This is a genomic window from Devosia neptuniae (assembly GCF_025452235.1).
In the GTDB taxonomy this organism is placed as follows: Bacteria; Pseudomonadota; Alphaproteobacteria; order Rhizobiales; family Devosiaceae; genus Devosia.
Genome location: NZ_CP104965.1, coordinates 264,189 through 279,749, shown reverse-complemented (window position 1 = coordinate 279,749; position 15,561 = coordinate 264,189). Strand labels below are relative to the sequence as shown.

The following is a 15,561-nucleotide window of genomic DNA, read 5'->3' as shown; positions in this document are numbered from 1 at the left end:
CAGAGGCGGCCCGTACCGGCCCGATACGCTGGAGACCAGATTGTCATTACCTGCGCCAACGCTAAGAAATGACGCCGTTTCGCTCATTGCCAGCAAGGCCCTGTGGATTCGCCGGCGCAGCTTCCAGATGGTGTATGAGGCCCAGCAGGGGCATCCGGGCGGCGATTTCAGCGCTGCGGACGTGCTGGCAACGCTGTATTTCGGCGCCATGCGCTATGATCCGAAAAACCCCCGCGATCCAGCACGCGACCGTTTCGTGATGAGCAAGGGCCATTGCACCGGCGCCTTTTATTCGGTGCTCGCCGCTGCCGGCTATTTCCCGGAAGCTGAACTATCGAGCTATATGAAGCCGCTGAGCATGCTCAACGGGCACCCCAATCGCAATTACCTGGCGGGCGTCGAAACCAATACCGGTCCACTCGGCCACGGCCTGCCCGTTGCCATCGGCATCGCCATTGCCGGCCAGATCGACAACGCCGACTTCCGCACTTTCGTGCTGACCGGCGATGGCGAATTGCAGGAGGGCAGCAATTGGGAGGCCGCGCTTACCGCCGGCCATCGCAAGCTCGAAAACCTCACCCTGATCATCGACCGGAACCGGTTGCAGCAGGGCGCGCGCACCGAGGACACCGCTTCGCTCGATCCGCTGGACGACAAATGGCGGGCCTTTGGCTGGCATGTCGAAATGGTGGATGGGCACGATCATGCTGCCCTTCTGAGCCTACTCAGCGCCAATCCGAAAGGCCGGGGCAAGCCGCTCTGCGTTATCGCCAACACGGTCAAGGGCAAGGGCGTGAGCTTCATGCATGACAATGTGGCCTGGCATCATGGCGTGCCCAATAAACAGCAATATGAGCAAGCCATGGCGGAGTTGGTCTGATGAGTGCAGCAGCCCCGGCCAAGGCCGGCATGTTCGATTGCCGCGACAGTTTCGCTGCCACCATCGAGTCGCTTGCCGCCACCGATCCGCGGATCGTCACCGTGGTCAGCGATAGCGTGGGTTCGTCCAAGCTGGCCGGGTTCAAGCAGAAATGGCCCGAGCGCATGGTCAATGTCGGCATTGCCGAGCAGACCGTCGTGGCGGTTGGCGCGGGCCTTGCCAATGGCGGCAAGGTGCCGTTCGTGTCGGCGGCGGCGTGCTTTCTCAGCGCCCGCGCGCTTGAGCAGATCAAGGCCGACATTGCCTATTCCAATGTGAATGTGAAATTGATCGGGCAGTCGAGCGGCGTCGCCTATGGCGAGCTTGGCCCCACCCATCACTCGATCGAGGACATGGCCTGGCTACGCCTGTTCAACAATCTGACGCTGATCGTTCCGGCCGATCCGTGGCAGACCGAGCAGGCCATTCGCGCCGCCGCCGCCATGGACGGCCCGGTCTTCGTGCGCGTCAGCCGCATGCCGGTGCCTGCGCTTGAGCGTAGCCATGCCAGTTTCGAGATCGGCCAGGCCGAGACGCTGATCGAAGGCGACGACATCGCCATTATCGCCAATGGCACCATGGTGCACCGCGCCGTCGCGGCCGCGAAAATCCTTGCGGGCGAGGGTATTCGTGCCCGTGTTGTCAACATGGCGACGGTCAATCCGCTGGACGAGTCGGCGATTCTGGCCGCAGCGGAAACCGGCGCCATCGTCACCGTCGAGGAACATTCGGTGCGCGGCGGATTGGGCGGCGCCATTGCCGAGATCGTCACCGCCAACACACCGGTCCCCATGCGCATCATGGGTTTCCCGGGCTTTGTGCCCACCGGCTCGGCCGAGTGGCTGATGGAGCATTTCGGCCTCACCGAAACCGGCATTGCCGAGGCCGCCCGCCAGACCATCGCGCGCAAGAGATGAGCCAGCCGGACCTCGTTCTCGCCATCGATCAGGGCACCACCAATACCAAGGCGCTACTGGTCGATGCGGCTGGCCGCATATTGCAGCAGGCCTCGGTACCCAATGCCGTGTCCTATCCGCAATCGGGCTGGGCCGAGCAATCGGCCACGGCGCTGCTCGATGGCGTGCGGCAGGTCATTGCTGCGATTGTTAGCAAGGCGGGTGCCCAGAACATCGCGGCTGTAGCGATCTCCAACCAGCGCGAGTCGATCATCGTTTGGGATGCGGCGGCGGGCGAGCCCATCGGGCCCTGCATCATTTGGCAATGCCGCCGATCCGCCGCCACCTGCGAAGCGCTGCGCGCGGCCGGTCATGCGGGCATCATCGAACAGAAAACCGGGCTGGCGCTCGATCCGCTCTTTCCCGCCGGCAAGATCGCCTGGCTGCTCGACGCAGTGCCGGGCGCCCGCCAGCGGGCCGAAGCCGGTCAATTGCGGGCCGGGACGGTCGACGCCTGGCTGTTGTGGACACTGAGTGGCGGCGACGTTCACGCCACCGACCATTCCAACGCCTCGCGCACGCAGTTGTTCAATACCCAGACCATGGCCTGGGATGCCGAACTGGCGCGCCTGTTCGATGTGCCACTGTCGCTCCTGCCGGTCGTCATGCCATCGGATTCCCGGTTCGGTGAGACGGTCGCGGGAGCGTCGGCGCTGCCTAGCGGCATTCCCATCCACGCCATGATCGGGGATTCCCATGCCGCGCTTTATGGCCATGGCGTGCGCAAACCCGGCATGGTCAAGGCCACTTATGGCACCGGCACGTCGCTGATGGCGCTCACCGGCGAACGGGTACTGTCACGCCATGGCATTTCCAGCACCATCGCCTGGAGCACCTCCGCCGGGCCGGTCCATGCGCTCGAGGGCAATATCTCGGTTTCGGGGCAGGCGGCGGCATTCATGGCCGACATGCTCGGCCTTGCCGATGCCACAGCCCTGTCCGACCTCGCCGCGACGGTTTCGGACAGCAATGGTGTGGCCTTCGTGCCCGCCTTGGTGGGCCTGGGCGCGCCGCATTGGCGGGCCGATGCGCGTGGCACCATTACCGGCATGACGCTGGGCACCAGCCGCGCCCATCTGGCCCGCGCCGCGCTCGAAGCCATTGCCTTCCAGGTGGCCGATGTATTGGCCGCCATGGAGCAGGATACGGGCACAGCGCTTGCCGAGTTGCGCGCCGATGGCGGCGCCTCGCGCAACGGCTTCCTGATGCAATTCCAAGCCGACATTATCGGCCGGCCGGTGGCCGTTGCCGCCGCCGCCGAAGTGAGCGCCCTTGGCGCCGCCGCCTTGGCGCATGCAGCGCTCGGGCATGATACGGCGCCGGTGGCGGCGGCCGAACACTATGCCCCCGCCATGCCTGCGGCGGAACGAAACGAGCATCTGGCGCGCTGGCACATGGCCGTCGCGCGCACCCTGAACCAGCCCGAAACGGCACCCGAAAGAGGAGGATTTCGATGAGTAACCAGCGTTATGGCGCCGGCATCTGGCATTTTGCCACCTATGTGGATCGCTACGCGACCGATGGCTATGGCACGCCGCGCAGCGTCATCGAGGCCATCGACCTGGCCGGCCAGGTCAAGGACCTCTCGGTCGTCGATATCAACTATCCGTTCTTCGGCGGCGAATTCAGCAATGCCCAAATCAAGACGGCGCTCGATCGCAATAATCTCGGCGTCATCGGCATCACGCCGGAAATCTATACCCGCGAGTTCGCCAAGGGCGCCTTCACCAATCCGGATGCCGGGGTGCGCCGCCGCGCTCATGAACTCATCACCGAAGCCTGCGACGTGGTGCGCTTCTTCAAGGCCGATTATGTCAAGCTGTGGCCCGGCCAGGACGGTTGGGACTATCCCTTCCAGGTCGATCACGGCACGCTGTGGAAGCATTCGCTCGATGGCGTCGGCCAACTCGCCAGCGAGAACCCGGACCTCAAATTCGTCATCGAATACAAGCCGCGCGAGCCGCGCGTGCATATGAGCTTTGATTCCCTCGCCCGCACCCTGCTCGGCATCGAAAAGATCGGGCTGCCCAATGTCGGCATCCTGCTCGATTTCGGCCACGCTTTGTTCGGCGGCGAGTCCGCGGCCGATTCAGCCCAGATGGCGATCGACTATGGCCGGCTCTTCGGCATGGACGTCAACGACAATTACCGCTCCTGGGATGATGATCTGGTGGCGGGCAGCCTGCACCCGATCGAGCTGTTCGAGTTCTTCTATGTGCTGCGCAAGAACAAGTGGGAGGGCGTCTGGCAGCTCGATCAATTCCCGTTCCGCGAGGACAGCGTCGCCACGGCGACTCATGCCATCGACTTCCTCAAGGCGGCTTCCCGCGGCCTCGAGGCGCTCGATATCGACGCGCTCAAGGAGGCGCAGAGCAAGCACGACGCCATCGGCGCTCTTCGCATTGCCCAGAAAGCCCTGTTCGGCTCGTTCTGAGCCGGATACCGACCGCCATTGACAGGATTGACCGCCATGTTGCCCCGCGAAAAACGCGCCCGCCTGATCCTCAATACCGATGCCAAGAACGAGGCCGACGATCAGTTCACTATCGTTCATGCCCTCCTGACGCCGACCTTTGATTTCCATGGCATCATCGCCGCCCATTTCGGCGCCCATCGCTCGCAGACCAGCATGCTCGATAGCCGGGAGGAGATCGATAAATTGCTGGACCTGATGGATCTGTCCGGCCGCATCCCGGTGGCCAATGGCGGGGCAAATGCCTTGCCTGACGAGAGCACGCCCGTGCCGTCGCCCGGCGCGCAGATGATCATCGACCAAGCCATGGCGGACGATGACCGCCCGCTTTATGTGGCATTCCTGGGCCCACTGACCGACATGGCCTCGGCATTGCTGCTGGAGCCGCGGCTCAATGAGCGCAATGTCATCTGCGTATGGATCGGGGGCGGCGCCTGGCCGGTGGGCGGGCGCGAATTCAACCTGATGAACGATATCGCCGCCGCCAATGTGGTGATGCGCTCGAACATCCAGGTCTGGCAGATTCCCTCCACCGTCTATCGCATGATGGCGGTGAGCTATGCCGAACTCCAGGAACGCTGCGCCGGCCGCGGCGCTATCGGGGATTATCTGGTCGAGCAGTTGATCGAGTGGAACTTGCGGGTGCATCCGGGGCCGATCGAGCATCGCTCGCTGGGCGACACTCCGGCCTTGTCGGTCATTCTCAACCCGCATGGCGGGCTATCCGACTGGCGCCCTGCGCCCGAATTCACCAGCCACATGAACTACGTTCATACCGGCAAGAACCGGCCCATCAAGGTCTACGACAATATCGACGTGCGCTACATCCTCGAGGATTTTTACGCCAAGCTGGCCCGCTTCCACCGCGGCGTGCAGGACCTGGCGCAATTTGGTTAGCGACGCGAGCAGCTACAGCGCAAAACGCTAAAACTGTCCGGACAGGCCAAGCCTGGCGCCGATGGAGCGCTGGCCATTGCCGTCGATGTCGAGCAGCAAATTGGTATCGACGGACCAGCCTTGCCTTGCTGCAACGGACACGCCAAGCAACAGTTGCCCGAAGGCGCCAGAACCATCGAGCCCGGCAAAGCCGCCGGTCAGGCCCAGCTTGGGCAGGAACGTCATGCCGTCTTCCAGCACATAGAGGCGGGCTATTTCGCCGCCTAGGCTGACGCGGAATTGCTCGTGGGTGACGCCGGACAAGTCGATGACATTGCCAATGCCGTTGGTGACCGTGTAATCCGCCGCCGTTTCCGAGAGATAGACCGCCCGCAGTTTTGGGGTGAGCGTGGTCACTTCGTCGAGCAGCCATTGACCGGTGATCGCGGTGTCGGCCATCCAGCGTCGCGTGTCGAAGGTGCCGTCCCAGGCCCTGGTGTCGATATCGTTGGCGGAACCGCCATAGCGCAGGCTTGTGTCCCAGAACACGCCTTGGCCCAGTTCCAGCGACGCATAGGGACCGGCAAGCCAGCCATTGCCGCTCAATTCGGCGTCCTCGCCCGGATCGGTCATGCGATCGAAGTGGACTGACAGGCCAATCAGCGCCTGGTCGGTGACGAGATAATCGGCACCGGCCGAGATCATGCCGAAACTGCCCCATTGGCTGCCGCTGGCATCGCTCTGGTGCACCAGGAATGTCCCGTCGACCCAGATATTGAACGGCGCTGCAGCGGCCACCGCAATGCCCGCATCGGCCGCCTCCAGTCGCGCCAGGCTGGTGGAGAAGCCCAGCGCCATGCCTTGCTCGGTTGGCTGCAAGCGCGATGTTATTGGATCGGCGGATAGTGCCATGCTGCGCCGGTCCACCAGACCGGGAACCTTGATCGTTGAGGAGATCAAACCCTGCCGGGCCTGCACGAAGTCCTGCACCAGCCCGCCGATCTCGGCCGCGATCGCCGCTGAATCATGGGCGAGCACATAGGTGACAGTCCCGGTATTGGAACTTCCCAAAGCGCTGGTTAGCCGGAAACCGACTTGCACGCGGCCGGAAAAGGCGGGGTCCGGAACGAACTTCAGATACCAGCCGAGCGGCTCGACCGGTCCGGCCTGGGCGAATTCGCCGCGCACGATGGAGGCGGTGCCGGCATTGTACGGCGCGACGGAGATGATGTCGGCGGCGCTGAAGGGGCCGCCGGTGGCGCCGCGGGTGAGATCGACATTAACCGGGGTGGAGCCGGGCGGAACCTCGATCTGCTGATCAGGCACCGTGACGGTGCGCTCACCGACCTTGAGCGTGTAACTGGCCGCACCGGTCGCGCCGGTATTATCGCGGACCTGAATGGTGAAGGCGTAATCGCCCTGGCTATTCGCATCCAGCGGACCGCTCAGCGTGCCGGTGGAGACATTGAGGACCATGCCCGTCGGCAGCGAGCCGGAAAGCAGGCTGTAGAGCAGGGGGGCGGTGCCGCCAACAGCCGATATCGGCTGATTATAGTCTTCGCCAACCATGGCACCGGGTAGGGGCCCCGAGGGTGGAGAGAAGCTGAAGTCCGGTGTCGGCGTATCCCCGATCACCGCTATGGTCTGGATGGCTTGGCGCGAGGCATTGAAATTGGCGTCGCCCGGATGCTGCGCGCTCAGCATGCAATCGCCGCCCTTGAGGAAGGTGACGACGCCATTGGAAATGGCGCAAATGCCGCCGCTTTCGACCCTCACCTCGACGGGCACGCTCGCACTGACCCGGATGGCGTGGGCGCTCACCGCATAGGTCTGCCCCACCACCGCTTCCCGAGGCGCAATGGTATCGAAATAGATGCTCTGCTCCGCCTTGGCGATGTCGATGGTAACGGGGTTGCTGACGCCAGGCTCATGGTCGGCGTCACCCGAATAGATGGCGGTAATGGTATGCAGCCCGGCGGCAAGTTGGTTGGTTGTCAGGGTGAGGCTGGCACCGCTGCCGGTTTCGAATGTGGCGACACCAATCCTGGTATTGCCGTCCATGAAGGCTATTTCGCCACTGGGCGGCGCACTGGTCCCGATGACCAGGGCCTTTATGACAACGGTTTGCCCATAGACCCTGCCGCTTGGCAGGTCATCCACGATCACTATCGAAACCGCCTTGGTGAGCGTCAACGTCGCGGGTCTCGAATAGGCGGTCTCGCCATCCTTGCTGACCACGACGCGATAGCGGTGACCGCTATCGGCAACGCGAACCGGCTTGAAGGTATGGCTGCTGCCATCTGCTCCCGGAACGGTCGCGAAACTCAAACCATCGGTGCTGACTTGCCATTGGTAGGAAACGTCATCTTCGGCGACCACAACCGAGAAGGTGACGAATTGCCCTGCCGCTGTCGTCACATCAGCCGGCTGCTGCATGATGGTGGGCGGGGCGGCCTGCACTGGCGCGCTGAGCAGCACCGTGAGCGCCGCCAGCATAAGGGCGGAAAACCAAGTGCGGCATGCGCTCTTCCACCCGGATTGGAATGCCGCATACTCCATGGGTCGGGAAAACAAGGTCGCGATCAATGCCATGCCAATGCTGAATCTCGGTCGGGGAAATAGCCGGCCCGTCCCCGCGCCGGACGGCTGATGGGTGACAGCCGCGCACGAATGTCACCCATATCAAGGCCTAGAATTTTATGCCGAGACCGACCTTGAGAGCATGCTGGTCGACAGCGACATTGACGCCGCCGAGATCGCTGTCGCCGTAGTCGCTGTAACGGTATTCGACACGGCCAAACACATTGTCGGTAAAGGCGTAATCCACGCCTGCGCCGATCGTGTAGCCGTTGAAGGTTTCTTCGGTTTTGCCGAGGCCCGGGAAATCCACATAGCCCTGCGTCGTCGCCCAGCCTGCCGTGGCGTAGATCAGCGCGCGATCGAAGGCGTAGCCCAGGCGGCCACGCACCGAACCCGCCCAATCGGTGCCGAACTGGGCACCGAAGATTTCCTGTTCGTTCCAATTGTATTCGAGGTCGCCCTCGATGCCGAGCACGACATTATTGTCCAACTGGTAATTGTAGCCCGCGAAAGCACCGAAAATGCCGCCATTGGCTTCCTCGGAACTGGAGATGCCAAGGCCGGAAAATTCGCCGCTCGCCCAGGCACCGCCGCCCTGGATACCGAGATAAGCGCCGGACCATGCATAAGCAGGCGCGATTGGAAGCGGAGACTGTACGGCAATGATATCGGCGGCTTGTGCCGTCGACGCGCCAAGCGCGATGAAGGCGAAAAGAACGAGTTTTTTCATAATGGCATACTCCAACTGCTGAAATCCGAGGCATTGGCAGATAGCGGACAGGCGGCATCAGGCGCCGGCAAGCTGACTTGCCGAGCTTCTCCGAATGCCTGACGCTCAATAGGACGAGGCCCCCGATCCGCTGCGCAATCGAGGCTAAAAAATCAAATTTGGGCCGTGAAGATAAGCCGCCAGGGGCGATGCGCGGCGAATCTATCTCAGCGCGCAAACCGGACCGGGCAAAATACTCCCGACGCGCAACGTCACATCACCGGGCCAGGGCACGAGCCCCTATCGTCCCCAAAGCGTAGCCCGATCGAACCAACTCGCCGATTCGCCCGTTCGGCCACTTTGCGCCAAAAGGCGGATTTCACGTGGGGTAAGTCCATGCAGGCGTTGAAATGCCCGCGTGAAATTATGCGCATAGATGAAGCCGTGCTCGAGCCCGATTTCCGCTATTGATTTGTGGGATTGAGTCGGATCGCGCAAGGCTGCGCGCGCCAGGTTCAGCCGCCGCTTTTGAAGATAGCTCGCCACGCCCCCCTCGCTGGAAAACAGATAGGTGAGCTTGCGCAGCGAGATGCCGAAGGCGGCAGCAATCTGGGCCGGAGAAATGTTCGGATCGAGGGCGTGCGCATCGATATAGCGGCGGATTTCTCCAAACTGGGCAGCGGCTACCCCTAGCGATAAATCCGCTCTTTTTACTCCGTTCAGCGTAGCGGCGACGAGTTCCACGGCGGGTAGCGCAAGAGCGGCGGCCTGTTGCTCGTCAAGCAGCGGCAGCGCACGCCAGAGCGCGACCATGTGGTTGCGCAACAAGGTGACCATCGGCTCGTCGGCGGCAAGAACCCGCATATTCTGTTCGTCCGGATGAGTGAGCAAGGGCGCCAGCAGGGACCTCGGGACAAACAGGGTCAGATTGGCGAAATCGCTGGCCGATCCCGCATGAGCCTGCCCGGCGTCGTGAATGACCAGATCGCCCGGCCCCGCTTGTGCCTCCCCGCGGCCGTCCTGGCGGCTCCACTGGCCCGCCAGGAAAAACTGCACCTCGAAATGATCGTACCCGTCCGCCCCGATACGATAGCTGGAACGGCTCAGTTTCTGGGCAACGCTAAGGCAATATGTCAGCAGCAATTCGCCGACGCGAAAGGTGGTGTGCGTCGTGTGAAATGCTTCGGGCCGGGCAAGATTGACGTCATACAGCGAGCCGGCGGAGTCCTGCCAGAACTCCAGCGCCCGTTTCAAAGGCAACTCTCGGGTGTTGGTTTTGAACACCAGAGTTGGATGTGCGTCGTTCATGGCAAGACACTCAGAAATTTAATGTGCCCGTCGCTGCGAAAGTGACCGGTGCAAAGCAAGCGGGACTCGTCCTTTAATCAGCCTGCTGAGAAATCACCTGAAATGGAACATTGACCACTATTTAGCGGATCGGAAGCATTTGGGAAACTGCCAGGCCGATCTGGACGGCCGCTCTAATATGGTCGGGGCTGCCCCCGGCCGTGTGGAGCGTCCGTAATCGCGGGCACTTGCTACCGCGCTTGTGTGATCACAGCGAGGGCAATTCGCTAATCACTTTGCTTCTAATTTAGGCAATCAAAGTTTCTGGCGACGCCTTGTGCGTTTTATCCTTGCGCTGCGAAATTCTGTGCGCTTTGTTTTGGCGGAACAACAAACAACGGGTCCACATTCATGCTGAATCGCAGGCTGTTTTCTGCCTCCACCCTTGCCGTATTTGCCTTGGCAGGCTTCGCCACCGTGCCGGCTTTTGCCCAGACCGTGGTCAAGCTGACACTGGACTGGCGTTTCGAAGGCCCAGCGGCGGGTTTCTTGCTGGCGCAGGACAAGGGCTATTTTGCAGAAGAAGGCCTGGATGTGACCATAGACACCGGCAATGGCTCGGTAGAAGCCATTCCGCGCGTCGCCACTGGCGCCTACCAGTTCGGATTTGGCGACATCAATTCGCTGATCAAGTTCCTTGATGAAGATCCGGCCCAGCCGGTCAAGTCGATCATGATGGTCTATGACAAGCCGGTGTTTTCGATCATCGGCCGCAAGTCGCTGGGCATTACCGACGATCCCAAATCGCTGGAAGGCAAGAAGCTGGGCGCGCCGCCGCCGGACGGCGCCTTTGCCCAGTGGAAGGCCTTCATTCCGGCAGCCGGGATCGATGCCTCCGGCATCACCATAGAGAATATCGGCTTCCCGGTGCGCGAGCCGATGCTGGCTTCGGGCGACGTGGATGGCGTGTTCGGCTTTGCCTTTTCGGTTATCCTCAACCTGATCGCCAACGGCGTGCCGGAAGACGATATTTCCACCATCCTGTTCGCCGACCACGGCCTCAATCTCTATGGCAATGCGATCCTGGTGAACGAAACATTTGCCGAAGCGAACCCGGACGTCGTGAAGGGCTTCCTGCGGGCGCTGGCCAGGGGCTTTGCCGATGCGGTGGCTGATCCGGCGGCGGGCGCCGCGGCGGTGCTGTCTCGCAACGAGACGCTCAACCTCGATACCGAAATAGCGCGCCTGACCATGGCCAACGAGATGAACATCAAGACGCCCTATGTGGTCGAACATGGCTTTGGCGGCATCGATGAGGCCCGGCTCACCGCGTCGCTCGAAACGCTGAAACTGTCGCTTGGCCTCAAGGGTGCGGTGACCGCGGCGGATGTGTTCGACGCGCAATATTTGCCTCCCGCCGAAGAGCGCATGCTGCCTTAAGCGGCCTTCCCAGCCTCCCCCGAACAGGGGGAGGAACGGTGCCGCGAGCAGCGCGGCACCGCAATTTTGTCCAATAACCGGAACCGCCATGCCCCTGGTTTCCATCGAAAATGTCGACATGCGCTATGGCGGACCGGGCGGAACGCTGGCCGTGAGCGGCCTCAACCTGCGGATCGAGCGCGGCGAATTTGTTGCCGTGGTGGGGCCGTCCGGCTGTGGCAAGTCCACGCTGATGAAACTGACGACTGGGCTGCACATTCCCCAGAGCGGCACGGTGATTGTTGCCAACCAGGAAGTGAGCAAGCCCGTCTCTATCGTTGGCATGGCATTCCAGAACCCGACCATGCTGCCCTGGCGCACGACGCTGGAGAATATCCTGCTGCCGCTCGAAATTGTGGAGCGACACCGCCATCGGCTGCGGGCGCACAAGAAGGAATATGTCGAAAAGGCCGAGGCGCTGCTGGAAACGGTTGGGCTCAAAGGCTTTGGCGACAAGTTTCCTTGGCAGCTTTCCGGCGGCATGCAGCAGCGCGCCAATCTTTGCCGGGCACTGATCCATGAGCCCGAACTGCTGATGCTGGATGAGCCATTCGGCGCGCTGGACGCATTCACCCGCGAAGAGCTGTGGTGCGTGATCCGGGACCTGCACGCCAGCCAGGATGTCACCATCGTTCTGGTCACCCATGACCTGCGGGAATCCGTGTTCCTGGCCGACAAGGTCGTGGTGATGAGCGCGCGTCCGGGGCGGGTTATTTCCGAACATGTCGTGCCATTCGAGCGGCCACGGCAGCTCGACATTCTCTATCAGCCGGCATTCAACGAAATGGTGCAGGCACTGCATGGCGAGATTGCTGTCGCGAGGGTCGCCGCATGACCAATCTCGAAACCGTCACCGTCGCGTCGACCCCGCCGGCGCCGCGGGTTGCGTTCAAGATCAATTGGCTGCGCCTGGCGCCGCTGCTCTACACCATTGGCCTGTTCGTGATCTGGGAGGTCGGGGTGCGGCTCTCGGGCCTGCCGCATACGATTTTTCCGACGCCAAGCCGGGTGTTCGAAGCGATCGTGCAATATTGGTCGCCGATCTGGAAGAACTCCCTGCAGACGCTCTATACCACGGTGCTGGGCTTCCTTATCGCCGTCGTCGCGGGACTGGGGATAGGCTTGTTCATTGGCTGGTCCAAGACGATTTATGCCGGGCTTTATCCGATCATGATAGGATTCAACGCAATTCCCAAAGTGGCATTGGTCCCGATCCTGGTCATCTGGTTCGGCATCGGCACCGTGCCGGCAGTGCTGACGGCGTTCCTGATTTCGTTCTTTCCCATCGTGGTCAACGTCGCGACCGGCCTCGCCACAATCGAGCCGGAGACCGAGGACGTGTTGCGGGCGCTCGGCGCAAAAAAGCTCGACATCATGCTCAAGGTCGGCATTCCGCGCTCGATGCCGTATTTTTTCGGCTCGCTGAAGGTGGCAATCACCCTGGCCTTTGTCGGCTCGGTGGTCAGTGAAACCGTGGCGTCCAACAACGGCTTGGGCAACATGATGGCGTCTGCTCAATCCAATTTCAACGTGCCGCTGGTGTTTGCTGGGCTGCTGATGCTCGCGATCGAGGGCATCGCCATGTACGCGCTCATGGCGTGGCTGGAGAAGCGGATGACCGGCTGGGCGCACCGCTCGACAATGAGCAATTGATCCAAGATCAATGGCGCGCTGCTGCTCCGAACGCCGCGGCAACCACGTCGGCCAGGCCGCGCCCGGCGCTGCCATCCTCATCAAGGCGTGGATTGTAGATGGTGATCTCAAGTCCGACGGCCTTACCGCTGGCCAGCGCAATCCGCAGCGCAGCCCCTAGCTCGTCCCACGACAACCCGCCTGGTACGCGGAAATCGACAGCCGGCATGATCGCGTCGTCGAGACAGTCGGCGTCGAGATGGATGAAAAAGCCGTCGAGTTCCGCTCGCGTCAGGTGATCGATCGCTTCGCCTGCGGCGGCCTCGATGCCTCTTGCGCGCACGGCGGGCAGATCAAGCGCCTTGAGCTCCGCGGGGAGCGGCTGGCTGCCGTACTCTTCCTGATCCTTGTGGTCGCGATAGGCGAACGCGACAGCGTCTTCAGGCCGGACCAGAGGCTTGCGCCCTTCGATGTCGGTCAGCAGCGACGGCCCGTAGCCGGTGACGAAGGCGAGGTCCATCGAGGCGCCCTCGCCATTGGGTTCTGCCGCGGGCTGGAAGAAATCGGCATTGCCGTCGATGAAGAGCAGGCCATACCGGCCGCGCCGTCGAAGTGCGAGCATGGAGCCAACCAGGATCGTACAATCGCCGCCCAGCACCACCGGAAACTCGCCCGCATCGAGCACCGCTTCCACCGCGTCGGCGAGCTTGGGCGACCACGCCGCAATTGCCGTGGCGTTCAAAACGCCGGTATCTGGATCTGGGGTAGGGTCCTTGGGAGGCACGGCCAGCCGTCCGGCGCGGCGCGCATGAATGCGCTCCGCAAGGCCAAGACCAAGCAGCCGACCAGCCAGACGCTCGACGCCCTCGGTCGCTAGCCCCGGCGTGGAAGGAGCTTCGAGAACAGCATAAGGGCCGGGCATGGGCGCCTCCTGTTTGTGGCTTAGGTCAGTCCTTCGACAACGGTCGCTGCTGCGCCCTGTTCCCTGTCACGTCGCATTTGAAGTGGGACAATGGCAAGGCCTTGCCGGCTTTCGCTTGCGCCGCGGCGGTAGAGGCTGGATACGTAATTCCATAATTTTCCGAGAGAATTGCCGTGAACCCCTGGGTCCTGATCGATACCGTCCCGCTCCCCGATGGCCGCGGTGATATCCGCCTGATCCAGCGTGCCGACGAATTCTCCATCATGCTTGGCACGATTGCCTTGATGAACAGCCGCCTCAGCGGGTCCGAAGAAGCCATGGCCGGGCTGGCACGGGCGCGGATCAGCGATCGGCCGAATGCCCACGTGCTGGTCGGTGGGCTCGGCATGGGCTTCACTTTGCGTGCGGCGCTCGCAGAGTTTCCCAAAACAGCCAGCATCACCGTTTCTGAGCTGATGCCTGCCGTAGTGGCCTGGGCGAAAGGTCCAATGGCACCCATTTTTGGCGATTGCCTTGAGGATTCGCGCGTCGACATCAAGGTCGTCGATGTACGCCGGCTGATCAATTCGGCCAAGGCGAGCTACGACGCCATCCTGCTCGACGTCGACAACGGTCCCGATGGATTGACTGTCGAGACCAATGACGCGCTTTACAGCATGACCGGCCTGAAAGCCGCCAGTGCTGCGCTGCGTCCGGGCGGCGTGCTGGCAATTTGGGCTTCCGCACCCGACCGTGCCTTCACCCAGCGCTTGCAGCGCGCGGGATTTGCGGTCGAGGAAGAGCGGATCCGAGCCAATGGCAAGAGCCGAGGCTCGCGCCACGTCATCTGGCTGGCCACCCGCCCCAGCACACATTCGCCTGGAGTTCGCTCCGCATCCAGAAAACTATAGAAATCGCGATCTGCTGCCGTATGGCCCGCCGGCAGGGCGCCGGCGGGCCATGGTCAGATTACCAGGGTTGGGTTTTGTTGACTGACCCCGTGAAGGTGCCGGTCGGGCCTTCGCTGCCGAGGAGGGCGACGCGGACGGCTTCGGCGGCGCCTTGCTGGACGGTTTCGGTGCCTTCGTAATTGTTGAGCGCAGTGCTGGTGAAGCCAGGGGTCACCGCGTTGACCTTGATGCCTTCGGCTTCAAGATCGATGGCAAAGGCCAGCGTGATGGCGTTGAGCGCGGTCTTGGAGGCTCCGTAGCCGGGATTGAAGGTCGCTCGGTAGGGATGTGGTGTGGCGTTCACGGTGAGCGAGCCGAGGCCACTCGATACATTGACGATGCGTGCAGCTTCTGACTTGCGCAATAGGGGTACGAAGGCCTGAGTGACGGCGATGACACCGAAAACATTGGTCTCCCAGATGGTGCGCACTTCATCGACCGGGATCAGCGTTGCGCGCGAACGCTGGATATAGTCCTGCATGGTCTCGACCTCCTGGCCATTGGCCCTGGAAATCGCGGCATTGTTGACGAGAATGTCGAGACGGCCAAATTGCCGTTCGACCTGTGCGACAGCGGCGCGGATCGACGCTTCGTCGGTGACATCGAGCTGGATGGGATGAACATCGCCGGCAAGGGTTTGGGCCGCTGATTTGCCGCGCTCGAGATTGCGCGAGGCGAGTAGCACGGTGAGGCCGCTGGCGGCGAGGTCGGTCGCGATCTGCAGCCCGATGCCCTGATTGGCGCCGGTGACGAGTGCGATGCGTGAATTATGAGGCATGGCATGATCCTGTTTTGATTG

Annotated in this window: 14 protein-coding genes; 9 read left to right on the top strand and 5 right to left on the bottom strand. The window is 62.3% G+C overall.

Annotated features, from left to right (window positions below):
* Window positions 1-127: 127 nt before the first annotated feature.
* Genes N8A98_RS03830 through N8A98_RS03810 form a run of 5 tightly spaced genes read left to right on the top strand, consistent with a single transcriptional unit; the run spans window position 128 to window position 5,245 of the window.
* On the top strand, window positions 128-880 hold the full coding sequence (locus tag N8A98_RS03830; RefSeq protein ID WP_262171873.1) for a transketolase: 753 nt from the start codon (window positions 128-130) through the stop codon (window positions 878-880).
* On the top strand, window positions 880-1,836 hold the full coding sequence (locus N8A98_RS03825) for a transketolase family protein (protein WP_262169302.1): 957 nt from the start codon (window positions 880-882) through the stop codon (window positions 1,834-1,836). The genes N8A98_RS03830 and N8A98_RS03825 overlap by 1 nt, the downstream gene beginning before the upstream one ends.
* Window positions 1,833-3,332, top strand: a complete 1,500-nt coding sequence (locus N8A98_RS03820; RefSeq protein WP_262169301.1) for an FGGY family carbohydrate kinase — start codon at window positions 1,833-1,835, stop codon at window positions 3,330-3,332. Before N8A98_RS03825 ends, N8A98_RS03820 begins: the two co-directional genes overlap by 4 nt.
* On the top strand, window positions 3,329-4,309 hold the full coding sequence (locus N8A98_RS03815) for a sugar phosphate isomerase/epimerase family protein (RefSeq protein WP_262169299.1): 981 nt from the start codon (window positions 3,329-3,331) through the stop codon (window positions 4,307-4,309). The genes N8A98_RS03820 and N8A98_RS03815 overlap by 4 nt, the downstream gene beginning before the upstream one ends.
* Before the next feature lie 36 nt (window positions 4,310-4,345).
* Window positions 4,346-5,245: a nucleoside hydrolase gene (locus N8A98_RS03810; RefSeq protein WP_262169298.1), complete on the top strand. Its 900-nt coding sequence runs from the start codon at window positions 4,346-4,348 to the stop codon at window positions 5,243-5,245.
* Window positions 5,246-5,272: 27 nt separating this feature from the next.
* Here the strand turns inward: N8A98_RS03810 and N8A98_RS03805 are convergent, their stop codons facing one another.
* The 3 genes from N8A98_RS03805 to N8A98_RS03795 all read right to left on the bottom strand — a co-directional run bounded on the left by N8A98_RS03805 (window position 5,273) and on the right by N8A98_RS03795 (window position 9,821).
* On the bottom strand, window positions 5,273-7,720 hold the full coding sequence (locus tag N8A98_RS03805) for an Ig-like domain repeat protein (protein WP_262169295.1): 2,448 nt from the start codon (window positions 7,718-7,720) through the stop codon (window positions 5,273-5,275).
* 193 nt (window positions 7,721-7,913) lie between these two features.
* Entirely contained in the window at window positions 7,914-8,534 is a 621-nt protein-coding gene (locus N8A98_RS03800) for an outer membrane protein (RefSeq protein ID WP_262169294.1), read from the bottom strand.
* Window positions 8,535-8,813: 279 nt separating this feature from the next.
* Window positions 8,814-9,821, bottom strand: a complete 1,008-nt coding sequence (locus N8A98_RS03795) for a helix-turn-helix domain-containing protein (protein ID WP_262169291.1) — start codon at window positions 9,819-9,821, stop codon at window positions 8,814-8,816.
* Between the two features lie 390 nt (window positions 9,822-10,211).
* On the opposite strand from N8A98_RS03795, the gene N8A98_RS03790 reads away from it, so the two are divergent.
* From N8A98_RS03790 to N8A98_RS03780, 3 genes are all read left to right on the top strand, one after another.
* Entirely contained in the window at window positions 10,212-11,240 is a 1,029-nt protein-coding gene (locus tag N8A98_RS03790; RefSeq protein ID WP_262169289.1) for an ABC transporter substrate-binding protein, read from the top strand.
* 118 nt (window positions 11,241-11,358) lie between these two features.
* The gene (locus tag N8A98_RS03785; protein ID WP_262171871.1) at window positions 11,359-12,114 is read left to right on the top strand and encodes an ABC transporter ATP-binding protein; all 756 of its coding nucleotides are present in this window, start codon (window positions 11,359-11,361) and stop codon (window positions 12,112-12,114) included.
* Window positions 12,111-12,932 (top strand): ABC transporter permease, encoded by an 822-nt coding sequence (locus N8A98_RS03780; RefSeq protein WP_262169287.1) that lies wholly within the window; start codon window positions 12,111-12,113, stop codon window positions 12,930-12,932. The genes N8A98_RS03785 and N8A98_RS03780 overlap by 4 nt, the downstream gene beginning before the upstream one ends.
* A gap of 7 nt (window positions 12,933-12,939) precedes the next feature.
* Here N8A98_RS03780 and N8A98_RS03775 read toward each other — a convergent pair whose 3' ends face one another.
* Complete coding sequence (locus N8A98_RS03775; protein ID WP_262169285.1) at window positions 12,940-13,833, bottom strand: arginase family protein; 894 nt, start codon at window positions 13,831-13,833, stop codon at window positions 12,940-12,942.
* A gap of 173 nt (window positions 13,834-14,006) precedes the next feature.
* Between N8A98_RS03775 and N8A98_RS03770 the strand changes: the two genes are divergently transcribed.
* Window positions 14,007-14,723: a spermine/spermidine synthase domain-containing protein gene (locus tag N8A98_RS03770; RefSeq protein ID WP_262169282.1), complete on the top strand. Its 717-nt coding sequence runs from the start codon at window positions 14,007-14,009 to the stop codon at window positions 14,721-14,723.
* 58 nt (window positions 14,724-14,781) lie between these two features.
* Here N8A98_RS03770 and N8A98_RS03765 read toward each other — a convergent pair whose 3' ends face one another.
* Window positions 14,782-15,540, bottom strand: coding sequence for an SDR family NAD(P)-dependent oxidoreductase (locus tag N8A98_RS03765; RefSeq protein ID WP_262169280.1), 759 nt, complete (start codon window positions 15,538-15,540; stop codon window positions 14,782-14,784).
* Between the last annotated feature and the right edge of the window lie 21 nt (window positions 15,541-15,561).